The sequence below is a fragment of the Massilia sp. IC2-477 genome (assembly GCF_020707265.1).
Taxonomy (GTDB): Bacteria; Pseudomonadota; Gammaproteobacteria; order Burkholderiales; family Burkholderiaceae_D; genus Telluria.
Map to the genome: position 1 here is coordinate 130,662 of NZ_JAJFEQ010000002.1, position 15,952 is coordinate 146,613.

9 protein-coding genes are annotated in these 15,952 nt (G+C 66.8%); 3 read left to right on the plus strand and 6 right to left on the minus strand.

The genetic code is table 11. From position 1 onward, the window contains the following. Positions 1 to 125 precede the first annotated feature (125 nt). Positions 126 to 2,186 carry a UvrD-helicase domain-containing protein gene (locus LK542_RS03940; RefSeq protein WP_227801264.1) on the minus strand — a complete coding sequence of 687 codons (2,061 nt, stop codon included), beginning with the start codon at positions 2,184 to 2,186 and terminating at the stop codon, positions 126 to 128. 173 nt (positions 2,187 to 2,359) lie between these two features. Here LK542_RS03940 and LK542_RS03945 point away from each other — a divergent pair, with 173 nt between their 5' ends. Next, positions 2,360 to 2,845, plus strand: a complete 486-nt coding sequence (locus tag LK542_RS03945; protein WP_227801265.1) for an SRPBCC family protein — start codon at positions 2,360 to 2,362, stop codon at positions 2,843 to 2,845. A 44-nt stretch (positions 2,846 to 2,889) separates the two neighbouring features. Here the strand turns inward: LK542_RS03945 and LK542_RS03950 are convergent, their stop codons facing one another. From LK542_RS03950 to hemE, 5 genes are all read right to left on the minus strand, one after another. Continuing rightward, positions 2,890 to 4,329 carry a dihydrolipoyl dehydrogenase gene (locus LK542_RS03950; RefSeq protein ID WP_227810901.1) on the minus strand — a complete coding sequence of 480 codons (1,440 nt, stop codon included), beginning with the start codon at positions 4,327 to 4,329 and terminating at the stop codon, positions 2,890 to 2,892. Positions 4,330 to 4,409: 80 nt separating this feature from the next. Continuing rightward, entirely contained in the window at positions 4,410 to 5,246 is an 837-nt protein-coding gene (locus LK542_RS03955; RefSeq protein WP_227801267.1) for a hypothetical protein, read from the minus strand. A gap of 32 nt (positions 5,247 to 5,278) precedes the next feature. After that, positions 5,279 to 6,094: a hypothetical protein gene (locus LK542_RS03960; protein ID WP_227810902.1), complete on the minus strand. Its 816-nt coding sequence runs from the start codon at positions 6,092 to 6,094 to the stop codon at positions 5,279 to 5,281. Between the two features lie 75 nt (positions 6,095 to 6,169). Then, the gene (locus LK542_RS03965; protein WP_227810903.1) at positions 6,170 to 8,176 is read right to left on the minus strand and encodes a primosomal protein N'; all 2,007 of its coding nucleotides are present in this window, start codon (positions 8,174 to 8,176) and stop codon (positions 6,170 to 6,172) included. Positions 8,177 to 8,734: 558 nt separating this feature from the next. Then, positions 8,735 to 9,817, minus strand: a complete 1,083-nt coding sequence (gene hemE / locus LK542_RS03970; protein ID WP_227801270.1) for a uroporphyrinogen decarboxylase — start codon at positions 9,815 to 9,817, stop codon at positions 8,735 to 8,737. 93 nt (positions 9,818 to 9,910) lie between these two features. Here hemE and LK542_RS03975 point away from each other — a divergent pair, with 93 nt between their 5' ends. Beyond that, positions 9,911 to 11,824, plus strand: coding sequence for a prolyl oligopeptidase family serine peptidase (locus LK542_RS03975; protein ID WP_227810904.1), 1,914 nt, complete (start codon positions 9,911 to 9,913; stop codon positions 11,822 to 11,824). Continuing rightward, complete coding sequence (locus LK542_RS03980; protein WP_227810905.1) at positions 11,821 to 15,942, plus strand: DEAD/DEAH box helicase; 4,122 nt, start codon at positions 11,821 to 11,823, stop codon at positions 15,940 to 15,942. Before LK542_RS03975 ends, LK542_RS03980 begins: the two co-directional genes overlap by 4 nt. Positions 15,943 to 15,952: the final 10 nt, after the last annotated feature.

The window sequence follows — 15,952 nt, forward strand, 5'->3', positions numbered from 1 at the left end:
ATCCATGATGAGCTCGCTTTCCGGAAAGTATTTCCTGCTATTAAGACGAAGTCAAATAAGAATTTCAATCGTGCGCGACCGTTAGCAGGGTTTCAAGGCTTATGCGCAACGCATTCCTGGTAGGTTTATGCTTTCGGCATGGCCAGCAGGGCTTTCAGGCTGGCCAGGCGCTCCTTCGGGCTCAGCACTTCGCTTTCCTTGGGCGGGGCGTCGCCAACGTCCAGCGCCATCTCCTTGATGAAGCGCGAGGGCTCGCAATGCACCAGTTCGCCCGCACGCTTGCGTTTCTTGCACCAGGTCAGGCGCAGGGTGCGCTGGGCGCGCGTGATCCCCACGTACATCAGGCGCCGCTCTTCCTGGATGCGGGCCGCGATCACCTCGACCGGCGCGTCCGGGTCGCCCTTGTGCGGCAAGATGCCCTCTTCCACCCCGACCAGGAACACGTGCGGGTATTCCAGGCCCTTGGACGCGTGCAGGGTCGACATGCGCACCGCGTCCTGCTCCTCGTCCTGGCCTTCGAGCATCGACATCAGGGCCACCATCTGGGTCAGTTCGAGCAGGTTCTTTTCCTCGCCGTCGCGGTCGCGCCCACCGCGGCCGCGTTCCTTCAGCCAGTTGGTGAACTCGAGCACGTTCTGCCACTTGCCCTGGGCCGCGCGGTCGTCGAAATTCTCGTACAAGTAGTGCTCGTAGTTCATCTCCTTCATCATGTCGTCCAGCACCTCGGCCGCGTTGTCGCCGCTGCCCGACGGGCCCGGGCGGGTGGCGCGGTCTTCGAGCTCGAGCATGAAGCGGCAGAAGTCGCGTAGCGGCGCCAGCTGGCGCTCGGCCAGCTTGGCCTCCAACCCGCCCTTGCGCGCCGCCTCGAACAGCGAGCAGTTCCACTGCTTGGAGAATTCGCCCAGGGTCTCGAGCGTGGCCATGCCGACCCCGCGCTTGGGGGTGGTGACGGCGCGGATGAAGGCGGGGTCGTCGTCCTGGTTCGCGATCAGGCGCAGGTAGGCGATGATGTCCTTGATCTCGGCCTTGTCAAAGAAGCTCTGGCCGCCCGACATGGTGTAGGGGATGCGCTCCTTGCGCAGGGCCTGCTCGATCACGCGCGCCTGGTGGTTGCCGCGGTACAGGATGGCATAGTCGGTCCACTTGTTCTTGCGCTGGAAGTGGTCGGCCGAGATCATGATGGCAACCTGCTCGGCTTCCTGCTCGTCGCTCTGCATGCCCAGCACCTCGATCGGCTCGCCCAGGCCGTGCTCGGACCAGAGCGACTTCTCGAACAGCTTCGGGTTGTTGCCGATGACCGCGTTGGCCGCCTGCAGGATGCGGGTGGTGGAGCGGTAGTTCTGTTCCAGCTTGATGACGCGCAGGTCGGGGAAGTCGGTCTGCAGGGTCTTCAGGTTTTCCACCGAGGCGCCGCGCCAGGCGTAGATCGCCTGGTCGTCGTCGCCCACGGCGGTGAACATCGGCTTCTTGCCGATGCCCGTCACCAGCAGCTTCACCAGCTCGTACTGGCAGGTGTTGGTGTCCTGGTACTCGTCCATGAGCAGGTAGCGCAGGCGGCGCTGCCAGCGGTCGCGGATCGATTCGTTGTTGCGGAACAGTTCCACCGGCAGGCGGATCAGGTCGTCGAAGTCGACCGCCTGGTAGGCCTGCAGGGTGGCCAGGTAGCTGCGGTAGACGCGTCCGGCCATGGCTTCGTCCTCGTCCTTCGCCGCTTGAATAGCGTCGTCCGGGTCGACCAGGCCGTTCTTCCACAACGAGATGGCGTTCTGGATGCGGCGGATTTCCTGCTTGTCCGTGGTGAGGGCGAGGTCGGACACGACGGTATAGCAATCGTCGCTGTCCATGATCGAGAACTTGTCCTTCAGGCCGACGCCGGCCGCTTCCTGGCGCAGGATCTTGACGCCCAGCGAGTGGAAGGTGGAGACAGTCAGCTGCTTGGCCTGCTTGGGCTGCTTGAGCAGCTTGCCGATGCGTTCCTGCATCTCGAGCGCGGCCTTGTTGGTGAAGGTGAGCGCGGCGATGGTGCGTGGATCGTAGCCGCAATGCTCGATCATGTAGGCGATCTTCTGCGTGATGACGCGCGTCTTGCCCGAGCCGGCGCCGGCCAGCACCAGGCATGGGCCGTCGAGATAGAGCACGGCTTCGCTTTGCGGCCCGTTGAGGCCGAATTTTGGTGCGTTGGACATGGGAAAGATTTCTGCAGAATGGCCGGATATTGTAACGATGAGTTCGGCAACGCGCAGGCAAAAATGCGGAATGGACGTGTTTGCAACACCGCCCCGGCGCGGCGCGGAAAGACACAATCGGGTACCATCGCACCCTTGCGGCGCCGTGCGCCGAGGCTTTTTGGACACCGCACATGAAATTTGAACATCTCATCCAGATCAACGATCCGATGAACCCGCTGATCGACACCATTTCGATCGAGCAGCTGTGGCGCGGGCTGGTGCTGCGCGCCGAATCGCCGACCCTGTTCGTGCCCCACCTGGACGAATGCACCATCGGCGAACGCAGCAGCGGCAGCTTCAGCCGCCGCCTGCGCTACGGGGACCTGGTGATCGACGACGTCGTGCACCTGACGCCGCTGAAGGAAGTGCGCTACGAGGTGCCGGCCCAGGGCGAGATCGCCGCTTCCAGCCTGGTCATGAAGATCGAGGCGCCGACCAGCGCCGTGCTACTGGTGCGCTTCTGCTACGACGACGGCCTCGGCGAGCACAGCGACCCGGCCAACGAAATGTACGACGACTTCAAGCGCTCGGCCTACCAGGAAGCCGACATCGACACGGTGCGCATCCTGCGTCAGCTGGCCGGCGAGGGCAAGCTGGATGCGAGCTACCTGAATTAAGTTTTTCTGATCTTTTCCGGGTTCAGTTAAGCCCAGCTAATCTTCTATGTACCCGGCTCGGTATCGGCCGGGTCGATCTCGCTCTCGCCACGGGTCAGGCACTGGGCCAGGTCGCGCAGGGCGGTGCGCACGCCCTCCTCGATCACCGGGTGGTAGAAGGGCATGTCCAGCATCTGGTCCACCGTCATGCGCATCTGGCAGGCCCAGGACAGCGTATGCGCCAGGTGCTCGGCGCGCGGCGCGATCATCTCGGCCCCCAGGAAGCGGCGCGAGCCGAATTCCGCATACACCCGCAGCATCCCCTTGTTCTGCAACATGACCCGGCTGCGGCCCTGGTTCTCGAACGAGACCGCGCCCACCGCAAACTTGCGCTTGCCCCCTTCGCACAGGCTGCGGTAGCTGGCGCCCAGGGTGGCGATGTTCGGCTCGGTAAAGGCGACCGCGATCGCGGTGCGGCGCAGGCCGGGACGCACGTCCGGGTAGCGGCCCGCATTGTCGCCGGCGATCTTGCCGTGGTCGGCCGCGTCGTGCAGCAGCGGACGCTCGTTGTTGGCGTCGCCGGCGATGAAGATGTGGCTGTTCCCACATTGCATGGTGCGGGCATCGAAATACGGGATGCCGTCCTCCCCGCGCTCCAGGCCTGTGTGCTCCAGTCCGATATCGTGCACGTTGGGCGTGCGGCCGGCCGCCATCAAGACGTACTGGAAGCGCTCTGTCTTCTCTTCGCCCAGGGCGTCGCTGACGGTGAGCGCCACTTCCTCGCCTTCCTGCACCGCGCCCACCACCTTCGACTGGAACTGGATGTCGAGTTCCTCGGTCAATACCCGAGTGGCGCTGCGCAGCACTTCCGGGTCGCTCAGGTGGGCGATGCTGCCGCCGCGCGCGAACAGCTTCACGCGCACGCCGAGCCGGTGCAGGGCCTGGCCCAGTTCCAGGCCGATCACGCCGGTGCCGATCACGGCCACCGACTTCGGCAGGTCGTCCCAGTAGAACACGTCGTCGCTGGTAGCGATGCCGGGGCCGACATTTTCCAGTGCCGGCAGGCGCAGCGGGGTGGAGCCGGTGGCGATCACGATGCGGGCGGCGGTGATCTCGGTGTGGTCGTCGACGACCAGCGTATGCGGCCCGGTGAAGCGCGCGTGGCCGCGCAAGCGGTCTTCCTCGGGGAAGGATTCGACGCTTTCCAGCACGAAGCCGACGAAGCGGTCGCGCTCGCGGCGCACGCGTTCCATCACGGCGCGGCCGTCGATGCGCACCTCGCCGGCATGCACGCCGAAGGGCGCGCTGTGCTGCATCGCATGCGCGCTTTCCGCGGCTGCGATCAGGAGCTTGCTCGGCATGCAGCCGACGCGCGCGCAGGTGGTGCCGTAATGGCTGCTTTCGATGACCACGGTGCGCGCGCCCTGCGCCCGGGCCGCGCGGTAGGCCGTCATGCCGGCGGTGCCGGTGCCGATGATGGCGACGTCCACGTCGAGTTGTTTCATCGCGTTCTCCTGCTTCCTTTGTCGGATAACCAAGACGATACGCGATTTTCCCGAACCCGGCAGGCGACTGGCCGCCGCGCCTAGTAGTTGTGCAAGGTGTAGCCGAAGGTGTAGGTGGTCTGGATCAGGGTGTCTTCCGGGATCCCCTTCGGATGCGGGTAGCGCCGCAGGGCCCGGTCGGCCACTTCGCCCACCACTTTTTCGAAGCCGCCGGTGACGGCCTTGCGCTTGCGGTCGCGCAGGCGGTCGACTGCGAAGTAGCCGACCAGGTCGTATTCGCGCGAACCGGTCTGCTTCAGCTCGAAGCGCGGCGTGGCCGGATAGAAGCGCAGCGACACGTCGCCGCCGACCGCGAAGCCGCGCGCCAGGTCGGGGAAGCGCATCTCGGCGGAGATGGTCGACATCACGCCCGCCACGTAAGTGCAGTAGGCCAGCCGTTCCGGCTTCCACTTGCCCATCTCGGCCACCAGGCGCTCCGGGTCGGCCGGCGCCTTGCCGTCGACCCCGCATTCGGACTGGTCGAAGCCGCGCCCGCGCCAGGCCCACCAGATGGCGGCGGCCGCGTCCGGACCATTGACCGGATCGGCGAAGCCCGCCGCCAGCCGTTCGGCGCCTTCCGGCTGCCCGCCCTCGACGGCGCGCGCATACAGCGGAATGGCGCGCTGCCAGTCGCGCTTGACGCAGACACCATGCTCGTACATGGAGCCGCCCATCAGCGCCGCCTCGGGCTCGTTCTTCGCCAGGGCCTGTTTCAGCCGCTCGACCGCGCCGCTGCAGTCGCGGTTCTCGATGCGGCGCCGGATTTCCGCGGCCGACAGCTCGCCGTCGGTCGGCAGGGTCGCCAGCGCGGCCGGCGCGGCCAGCAGCGCCGCGAGAAGAACGGCCAGCCGGCCATGGGTGCCACCTTGGTATGCCATTGCCACGCTCCTTGGAAAAGTCGAAGGTTTGCTCATTCGAGGGAGAACACGTACTTGACCGAGACCGAGGTATCGGTCGGGATGCCTGGAGGCTGCGGGTAACGGCGCAAGGCGCGGTCGGCGACTTCGCGCATCAATTTCTCGAAGCCGTCCCGCGCTGGAATGGACTCGCGGTCGCGCAGGACATCGCCGTCGATCAAGCCGTATAACTGATAGGCCCCGGTCTCGCCTTTCTTGACTTCGATGCGCGGCACCCCTGGGAGAAAGCGCAGCGTCACATCGCCATGCAGCCCCCAGGCCTGGGCTTGTGCCGGATACTTCACTTCCGCCGCGATGGTCCAGAGCACGCCGATGATGTAGTTGCAGATCGCAAGCCTGGCAGGTTCCCAGGTCTTGAGTTCGGCGACAAAGCGCTCGGGGTCCTGTTCCACGCCTTGTGGGACGGCGCAGGATCCGCTACGCGCTCCGCTTCGGTCGCGCAGGCTCCACCACAGGGCCGCCGCGGCATCCGGGCCGCGCGCCGGGTCGGCATAGCCGGCCGCCAGGCGCGCGGCAGCTCCCGGCAGGCCGCCCTGGTGTGCCTGCACGTAGAAGGTGACCGCATTGTCCCAGCTGGCCTTGACGCAAACGCCGTGTTCGTACATCGAGCCAGCCAGCAGCGCGACCTCGGGATGGCCGGCCTTCAGGCCGGCCTTGAGCTGTTCCACGGCCGCGCCGCAATTGCGGGCGTCGATCCAGATGCGGACGTCGTGGACCGCCTCGAGCGCGGCGCGCGACGCGGCCTGCCCCTGCGTCAGGGGCAGGGCAAGCAGCGCGGGCAGCAGGCGGCGTGCGATCGGCAGGGGCAAGGCGGGGCTCCGGAACGGTTGAGCTGCCACTCTAGCAAAAATCCGTGCGCCGAAACTCACGGATGACCACGATGTCTAGATATCGAGCGGATCGACTTCCAGCGACCAGCGCACGCGCGACTTCATGGCGCGCAGGATCTCGACCCATTCGCGGAGAAAAGCCTGCAGCGCCGGGCGCGAGGCCGACTCCACCAGCAGCTGGGCGCGGTCGACGTTGTGCACGCGCGTCATCGTCATCGGGATCGGATCGTTGATCATCACCGCATCGAAGACCAGGCTGTCGCGCGCCGCCTCCAGGAAGGCGATTGCCGTGGCCAGCTCGGGCGCCTCGGCGCGCAGCAGCGCCTGGTACATGAAGGGCGGCAGGCCGGCCTGGCGGCGTTCTTCCAGCAGGCTGGCGGCGAAGCGGTCGTAGTCGTGGCGCACCACGGCGCCGTACAGCGGGTGGCTGGCGTAGCGGGTCTGGACCAGCACTTCCGAAGCCGCGCCGGCGCGCCCTGCCCTGCCCGCCACCTGCATCAGCTGGGCGAACAGGCGCTCGCTGGCGCGGTAGTCCTGCGAGAACAGCGCGGTGTCGGGGTTCAGGATGCCCACCAGCGTGAGCTTCTTGAAGTCGTGGCCCTTGGCGACCATCTGGGTGCCGACCAGGATGTCCACTTCGCCCCGGTGCACGCTGTCGAAGGCTTCCTGGGCGCTGCCCTTCAGGCGGGTGGAATCGGCGTCGATGCGCAGGATGCGCGCTTCCGGGAACATCGCCGCCAGGCCTTCCTCGATGCGCTGGGTGCCGCGCCCGAGCGGCTGCAGGTCGACGTTGCCGCAGGTCGGGCAGTGGCGCGGGATGCGCAGCTCCAGGCTGCAGTGGTGGCAGCGCAGCCGGTGCTCGGGACGGTGCAGCACCATGAAGGCGGTGCAGCGGGTGCAGTTGCTGATCCAGCCGCAGGCGTCGCAGCAGATCACCGGGGCATAGCCGCGCCGGTTCAGGAACAGGAGCGACTGTTCGCCGCGGTCGAGGCGCCCGCGCAGCGCCGCGATCAGGGAGCCGGTCAGGCCGTCCTTGGGCCGGTCGCGTTCCATGTCGACCAGCTTCACGGTGGGCAGCACGGCGTCGCGCACGGCGCGCTCGCGCAGCTCCAGCTTGCGGTAGCGGCCGGATTGCGCGTGGTGCCAGGTCTCGAGCGAAGGTGTGGCCGAACCGAGCACGATCGGGATGCCCAGCTGGTGCGCGCGCCACACCGCCAGGTCGCGCGCCGAGTAGCGCAGGCCTTCCTGCTGCTTGTACGAGGGGTCGTGCTCCTCGTCGATGACGATCAGCTTGAGGTTCGGCAGCGAGGACAGGATCGCCAGCCGGGTGCCCAGCACGATGCGCGCCCGGCCCTCGTGCGCGGCCAGCCAGTGCAGCATGCGCTCGCCCTCGGACAGGCTGCTGTGCAGGGTGGCCAGCATCACGCCGGGAAAACGCGCGCGGATATTCCCTTCCAGCTGGGGCGTCAGGTTGATCTCGGGGACCAGGATCAGGATCTGGGCGTCCCGGTCGCGCCCCAGTACCTGGGCGCAGGCCTGCAGGTAGACCTCGGTCTTGCCGCTGCCGGTGACGCCGTACAGCAGCAGCGGAGTGAAGCCCTGGGCGCCGCCGATGCTGTTGGCGGCTTCCTGCTGCGCCGGGTTCAGCACCGGCATGCTTGACGGCGTCGGATCGTGCGCGCTGTCGTCCTTTGCCAGTTTTTTGAGCGCGCGGTCCAGCGCCACGGTCTTGGGCACGCGCAGGTTCTTTGGCAGGCCGGGCAGCGCCACCTCGCCCAGCGGGCGCTGGTAATAGTCGGCGGCGAACTGCGCCAGTGCGATCCAGCGCTCGGGCAGCGGCGCAAGCTGGCTGCGCACGGCGATCGCGTCCTTCAGTTTATCGAGCGGGACCTCGGTGTCCTGTTTGACCGCGACGATCAGGCCGACCACTTCGCGCCGCGCGAAGGGCACCAGCACCAGCTGGCCGACAAGCGGCTCCTGGCCCGGTTCGCAGGACCAGCGGTAGTCGAAGCAGCTGTTGAGCGGTGTGTCGAGCGCAACCTGTAGGAAGCAGTGTGCCAAGTCCAACCTTCTTGAGTGACGGAGCCGAGAACCAGAAGCCTGTGGAAAACTTTGTGAATAGCGCTGTACTTGACCGTGATCGAGGTTTACGTTAGATCAACTCGAAACGCGCGATTCGCTGGGACAACAAAAAATTATTCAATAAAATCAGTGTCTTACAAACCAAGAGTTATCCCTGTTAACAACCCGGGCTGGAATCGCCTTGCTGTGCATAACTGCACATGTGTAAGGGGAAAACTCGTTGCGGTGCACCAGAAACTTCAGACCTTACTTGAAGAGTTGAGCTAAGTCCGCGTAAACCAAGCACTTTTCCCAGCTCATCAGTCACAGTGTGGATAACTTTGTGAACAATGGACAGGAAGCCTGGACAATTTACCTCTTAAGGTCCGGACCTACTGTGTAAATCCACAGTCCCTCATGAAAAAAACGTTTAAGAATCATTGATTTACGTCTTCTCATGCCCGGCAAAGATGTCCACAGGAATAATTTTGAAGTTTTACGAACTTGTGAACAAGTGTGATTTTGCTGCGGCAACGCCTGCCGCAGCAATGACCCGGGTTACACCGCGCGCTGTTTGCGGCTGAAGTCGTGCACGGCTTCTACCATTGCCGTCACCGATTCCGGCGGGGTGAACTGCGAAATGCCGTGGCCAAGGTTGAAGACGTGGCCGTGGCCTGCCGAGGGTTGTCCATAGGCGCTCAGGGAGCGCTCCACTTCGGCCCGGATCTGCTCCGGCGCGGCGAACAGGATCGCCGGGTCGAGATTGCCCTGCAGGGCCACGCGGTCGCCCACCAGGGCGCGCGCCTTGCCCAGGTTGACGGTCCAGTCCAGGCCCAGCGCGTCGGCGCCGATGTCGGCCATTTCGTCCAGCCACAGGCCGCCGCCCTTGGTGAACACGATCGCCGGGATGCGCACGCCATCCTTCTCGCGTTGCAGCTGGCTCACCACCTGCCGCATGTAGTTCAGCGAGAATTCCTGGTAGGCGCCGTCGGCCAACGCCCCGCCCCAGGAGTCGAAGATCATCACGGCCTGGGCGCCGGCGTCGATCTGGGCGTTCAGGTACTGGCTGACTGCGCGCGCGTTGGTGTCCAGGATGTGGTGCATCAGGTCGGGACGCGCGTACATCATCTTCTTGATGGTGTGGAATTCTTTCGAGCCGCCGCCTTCGACCATGTAGCAGGCCAGCGTCCACGGGCTGCCCGAGAAGCCGATCAGGGGCACGCGGCCGTTGATCGCGGTGCGGATCTGGGTCACTGCCTTGAAGACATAGTCGAGCGACGCCATATCCGGTACCTGGAGGGCGCGCACTTCCGCTTCCGTGCGCAGCGGGCGCTCGAACTTCGGGCCTTCGCCGTCGGCGAAATACAGGCCCAGGCCCATCGCGTCCGGCACGGTCAGGATGTCCGAGAACAGGATCGACGCGTCCAGCGGATAGCGATCGAGCGGCTGCAGCGTGACCTCGGTGGCGAAATCCGGATTCTTTGCCAGGCCCAGGAAGGAACCGGCCTGCTGGCGCGTGGCGCGGTATTCCGGCAGGTAGCGTCCCGCCTGGCGCATCAGCCACACCGGGGTGTAGTCAGTCGGCTGGCGCAGCAGCGCACGCAGGAAGGTGTCGTTCTGAAGCGGGGCAAATTGTGGCATGGCTGACAATCGGATTCGGAGGGAAAACCTCCATTATCGCATCTTTGGGGGTGCACTTATAATGCGTTTCTTGCCCAATTGAGAGAACCTGCCATGAGCAAACAGCAAGCCCCGTGCGGCACCTGGACGTCCCCGATCACCGCATCCGTTGTCGCGGCCGGCGCCACGCCGCTGGCCTCGCTCATGCTCGATGGCGCCGCTGTGTACTGGCTGGAAGGCCGGGCCAGCGAGGCGGGACGCTCGACCCTGGTCTCCACTGGCGGCGAACTGACGCCCGCGCCCTTCAACGTGCGCAGCAAGGTGCACGAGTACGGCGGCGGCGCCTATGTCGTTGCCGGTGGCAGCGCATGGTTCTCCAACCATGCCGACAGCCGTCTTTACCGCGTCGACGCCGGCGCCCAGCCGGTCGCGGTCACGGCGGAAGACAACAAGCGGCGCTATGCCGACTTCGTGGTCGACGCACCGCGCCGGCGTTTGATCAGCGTTCGCGAAGACCACTCCGCCGGCGGCCACTATCCCGAGAACACCATCGCCGCCATCGGTTTCGACGGCCTGGAAACCGTGCTGGTGGACGGCAATGACTTCTACGCCGCGCCGCGCATCTCGCCGGACGGGCGCCATCTGGCATGGCTGTGCTGGGACCATCCGCGCATGCCCTGGGAAGGCAGCGAGCTGTGGCTGGCCGACATCCAGGACGACGGCACGCTGGCCAATGGCCGGCTGGTGGCGGGCGGCCCGCAGGAATCCATCTGCCAGCCGGAATGGTCGCCGGGCGGCGTGCTGCACTTCGTGTCCGACCGCAGCGGCTGGTGGAATTTGTACCGGTACGAAGGCGGCGTGGTGGGGGCGCTGTGCCCGCGCGACGCCGAATTCGGTGGACCGCAGTGGACCTTCGGCGGTTCGCTCTACGGCTTCCGCGCGGAGGATGAGATCGTTTGCGCCTATATCGAGGGCGGCGTCAGCAAGCTGGGGCGCCTCCGCGGCGGCGAACTGACCGAGATCGCCACGCCCTATGAAGAAATCCGCGAACTGCGCGTGAACGCGCACACGGTCGCGCTGCTGGGCGGCGCACCGACGGTGGCGCTCGAACTGGCGCGCATCGACCTGGATAGCGGCCAGCACGAGGTACTGGCGCGCTCGATCGCGCAGTTGCCGGACGTCGGCTACCTCTCGGTTCCCCGTTCGATCAGCTACCCAAGCGCGAACGGCCGCACTGCCTACGCCTTCCACTATCCGCCGACGAATGCCGATTTTGCGCCGCAAGACGGCGAACTGCCGCCCCTGATCGTCATTGGCCACGGCGGCCCCACCGGCATGGCGGCCAGCACCCTGAAGCTGGCCACCCAGTTCTGGACCAGCCGCGGCTTCGCAGTGCTGGACGTGAACTACGGCGGCAGCACCGGCTTCGGGCGCGCCTACCGCGACCTGCTCAAGGGCCAGTGGGGCGTGGTCGATGTCGAGGACTGCGTGGCGGGCGCGCGCCACCTTGCCAGCCAGGGCCTGGCCGATCCGCGCCGCCTGCTGGTGCGCGGCAGCAGCGCCGGCGGCCTGACGACGCTCTCCGCCCTCGCCTTCCACGACCTGTTCCAGGCTGGCGCCTGTTACTACGGCGTGTCCGACCTGGCCGGCCTGGACGCCGACTCGCACAAGTTCGAATCGCACTACAACCAGTACCTGATCGCGCCGCCCGAACGCGCCGAGCAGGTCTACCGCGAACGCTCGCCGATCCACCACACCGAGAAGCTGACGCGCCCGATGATCTTCTTCCAGGGCCTGGACGACATGGTGGTGCCGCCGCAGCAGTCCGAAACCATGGTCGAGGCGCTGCGTGCGCGCCAGGTGCCGGTGGCCTACATCACACTGGAAGGCGAAGGCCATGGCTTCCGCAAGGCCGAGAGCGTAGTGCAGACGCTGGAAGCGGAGCTGGTGTTCTACCTGCGCGTGTTCGGCATGCCCGTCCCCGCCGGACTGCCAGCGGTGGAGATCGAGAACCTGCCCGCTGCATGACCTTGAACGACCTGAACGCGGGCGAGCAGGCCATCCTGTCCCTGCTGGCATTGAGCGGCGAGCCGATGGGCCGCCAGCGCATCCTCGAACACCTGATGGCTGCCGGCCTGCCGCTGCCGGAGGGGCAGTGGGCGGCCGAACTGGAACGCCTGCGTGAGCTCGCGCTCGTGACGGAAGTCGTGGGGCGCGGCTTTGCGATCGCCCCGGCGGCCACCTGGCCGGCGCTGGAACATGCGCTGGACACGGGGCTGTTCGGGGCGCTGCAGGCCGCCTACGAACGCGTCACGCCGCTGCGCCGCGACTGGCAGGGCACGCCGATCCTGCGCAGCTACCGCCAGGGCCTGGCGCTGCTGCGCATGGCCCTGCTCGCCGGCGAGAACGCCACGGTCGTGATGCCGCTGCTGGACGCCTGCCTGCGCTGCCACGAAGCGGCCTACCTGCATCCGCTGGTCGACGTCTGCGCCCGCCCTTTTGCACCCGCGCTCATCGAACGCATCCATCCCTACCTGCGCGACAGCGTGCTGGCCGAACTGGTGAAGCATGCGCAGCGCGAACCGGCGCTGGCGCCCGCCGTCCGCGCGGTGGCCGAAGCGCATGCGGCGCAGGGAGACGCCTCGGTCGGCCTGCGCATCGCGCTGGCCGAGCACTTCATCCTGTGCGGCCGTCTCGACGAGGCCCTGGCCCAGCTGGCCGACGTGCTTGACGCGCCCGGGCTGTTCCTGCGCAGTGTGGTCGCCCTGCTGCGCGACGACCCGGACGCCGCCCTGCCCGACATCGACAAGTCGCTGAAGCTGCTCCGCCGCGAGACCGGCAAGCGCAAGGCCATTTTCGATGGCATCGGCGCCCACCTGTACCTTGCCGCCCTCCTGCGCGGCAATGGGCCGGCGCAGCTGAAACTGGCCGACGCCTGGCTCGACATCGCCACGCGCGCCGTGCAGCGCCCGGAGACGGCCGTGGTCTTCCAGCTCAGCATGCTGCAAGAGATCCGGCGCGGTACCGTGGATGCCGAGGTACTGGCCTCGCGCAGCTGGGAGATGGCGCTCGAGCCCTTCACCTTCCGCGCCCTGATGCACCACTGGCTCGGACTGCCGCAACTAAGGGCTAAGCGCCAGGACATCGAAGACATGCTGGCGCAATCCGAACGGGCCGGCTTCGACCTGCTGTCGGCCCAGCTGGCCGCGCTGCTGGGCCAGATCGGCGGTCCGGGCGCCGTCGCCCATGAAGCGCGCGCGAGCGAACTGCGGCGGGTGCACCGCTTCACCGACCTCACCCACTGGTTCGAGCGCGAAGAAGCCTGGGAGCGCCAGCTCAACGCCCTGATCAACCTGCAGCCGGCCCTGAATGCCGAAGTGGTGCGCGAGTCGCGCCTGGTGTGGATGATCCGCTACGACGAGCACATGGGCGTGCGCGAGCTGGAGCCACGCGAGCAGAAGCGCGACGCGCAAGGCGGCTGGAGCCGCGGCCGCGCCATCGGCCTGAAGCGCCTGGCCGAAGATGCGCAGGAGCTGGACTTCCTTACCGCCCAGGACGTGCAGGCCGTGTCCAGCATCGCCGGCCGCCGCTACTACGGCAGCACCGGCATCCGCTTCGAGTTCGAACTGGACAAGGCGTTGGCCGCCCTGGTGGGCCACCCGCTGCTGTTCTGGATGGATTCGCCCGGCACCCGGGTCGAGCTGCTGCCGGGCGAGCCCGAGCTGCACGTGAAGGCGCGTGGCGGCAAGGTGACCATCTCGCTGCATCCCGCGCCGAACGACCAGGACGGCGACGTGATCATCACCCGCGAGACCCCGACCCGCCTGCGCCTGGTGCGCGTGGGCGAGGAGCACCGCCGCATCGCGGCGATCGTCGGCGAGGGCCTGGAAGTGCCGGTGGAAGCCGAACGCCGCGTGCTGCGCGCGATCAGCGCGATCTCCTCGATCGTCACGGTGCAGTCGGACATCGGCGCCAGCCCCGGCGACATCGAGCAGGTCGCAAGCGACCCGCGCCTGCACCTGCACCTGCGTCCCTATCAACAGGGCATGAGCATGCAGGTGCTGGTGCGCCCGCTGGACAATGGCGCCTATTACTCGCCCGGCGCCGGCGCGGAAAGCGTGATCGCCGACGTGAACGGCATCCGTACCGAAGCCAGGCGCGACCTGAAAGCGGAGCGCGAGGCCGAGCGCCAGTTGATCGGCGCCTGCCACGCGCTCGAACACGGAGAGCTGGAACATGGCGAATGGCTGCTGGGCCAGCCCCTGCAATGCCTGGAACTGGTGGACGAGCTGCGCAGCCTGGATCCGGCCAAGGTGGTGGTGGCCTGGCCGGAAGGCGAGAAGTTCCGCGTGTCCAAGCGCGCGAATTCGAAATCGGTGCGCATCCAGATCCGGCGCGACCGCGACTGGTTCGCGGCCAACGGCGACATCGTGGTCGACGAGCAGCGTGTAATGAGCCTGCGCGCGCTGCTCGAGCGCGTGCGCGAAGGCAAGAGCCGCTTCGTGGCCCTGGGCGACAACGAATACCTGGCCCTGAGCGACGAACTGCACCGCCGCCTGATGGAGCTGGCCGACTACGGCACCATGAATGGCGACGAGCTGCGCATGCATCCGCTGGCCAGCTTCTCGCTGGCGGAACTCGCGCGCGATGCGGGAGAGGTGAGCAGCGACGACGCCTGGCGCAAGCACCTGAAACGCATCGCCGACAGCGAAGCCTTTACGCCGGCGCTGCCTTCTACCCTGCAGGCCGATTTGCGCGACTACCAGCGCGAAGGCTTCGAGTGGCTGGGACGCCTGGCCCACTGGGGCGTGGGCGCCTGCCTGGCCGACGATATGGGACTGGGCAAGACCCTGCAGGCGCTGGCCCTGTTGCTCACCCGCGCCAAGGACGGCCCGGCCCTGGTGGTGGCGCCGACCTCGGTGTGCCTGAACTGGATCGCCGAAGCCCAGCGCTTCGCACCGACCCTGAATCTGAAGCTGTTCGGGCCCGGCGACCGGGCCACGATGCTGGACGAAGCCGGCCCCTTCGACGTGGTGGTGGCGAGCTACGGCCTGCTGCAACAGGAAGCGCCGCTGTTTGCGAAGAAGCCCTGGCACAGCATCGTGCTCGACGAAGCCCAGGCCATCAAGAACATGCACACCAAGCGTTCGCAGGCCGTGATGGCGCTGCAGGGGAACTTCCGCATGGCGGCCACCGGTACGCCGCTGGAGAACCACCTGGGCGAGCTGTGGAACCTGTTCAGGTTCATCAATCCGGGCCTGCTGGGCAGCGCAGACCAGTTCCAGCTGCGCTTCGCCGGACCGATCGAAAAGGCCCAGGACAAGCGCGCTGAAGCGGGGGCGCGGGCGCGCCTGCGCCGCCTGACGCAGCCCTTCATCCTGCGCCGCACCAAGGCCCAGGTGCTCACCGAACTGCCGCCGCGCATTGAGATCGTGGTGCCGGTCGAACTGACCCAGGAAGAGACAGCGCTGTACGAGTCGCTGCGCCGTGAAGCGCTCGACAAGCTGGCCGCGTTGGAAGCGCCGGAAAGCCAGAAGTCGATCGAGATCCTGGCCGAGATGATGCGGCTGCGCCGCGCGGTCTGCAATCCGGAGCTGGTGGCGCCGGGCGCCGGCATCGCCAGCAGCAAGCTGATTGCGTTTGCGCGCCTGGTCGACGGCCTGCTCGAGAACCGCCACAAGGTGCTGGTGTTCAGCCAGTTCGTCGACCACCTGACCCTGATCCGCAAGTACCTCGACGGCAAGCAGATCCCCTACCAGTACCTGGATGGCGCTACGCCCATGCAGGAACGCAAGCGCCGCGTCGATGCCTTCCAGGCCGGCGAGGGCGAGCTGTTCCTCATCAGCCTGAAGGCGGGCGGCGTCGGCATCAACCTGACGGCGGCCGACTACGTGATCCACATGGACCCGTGGTGGAATCCGGCGGTGGAAGACCAGGCCTCGGACCGCGCCCACCGCATGGGCCAGCAGCGTCCCGTGACCATCTACCGCCTGGTGGCGCGCGGCACCATCGAGGAAGGCATCGTCGAACTGCACGGCCGCAAGCGCGACCTGGCCGACAGCCTGCTCGAAGGCACCGAGATGGCGGCGCGCATGTCGCCCGGCGACATGCTGATGATGCTGAAGCAGGGCCTAAGCCTGTCCTGAACTTGATTCC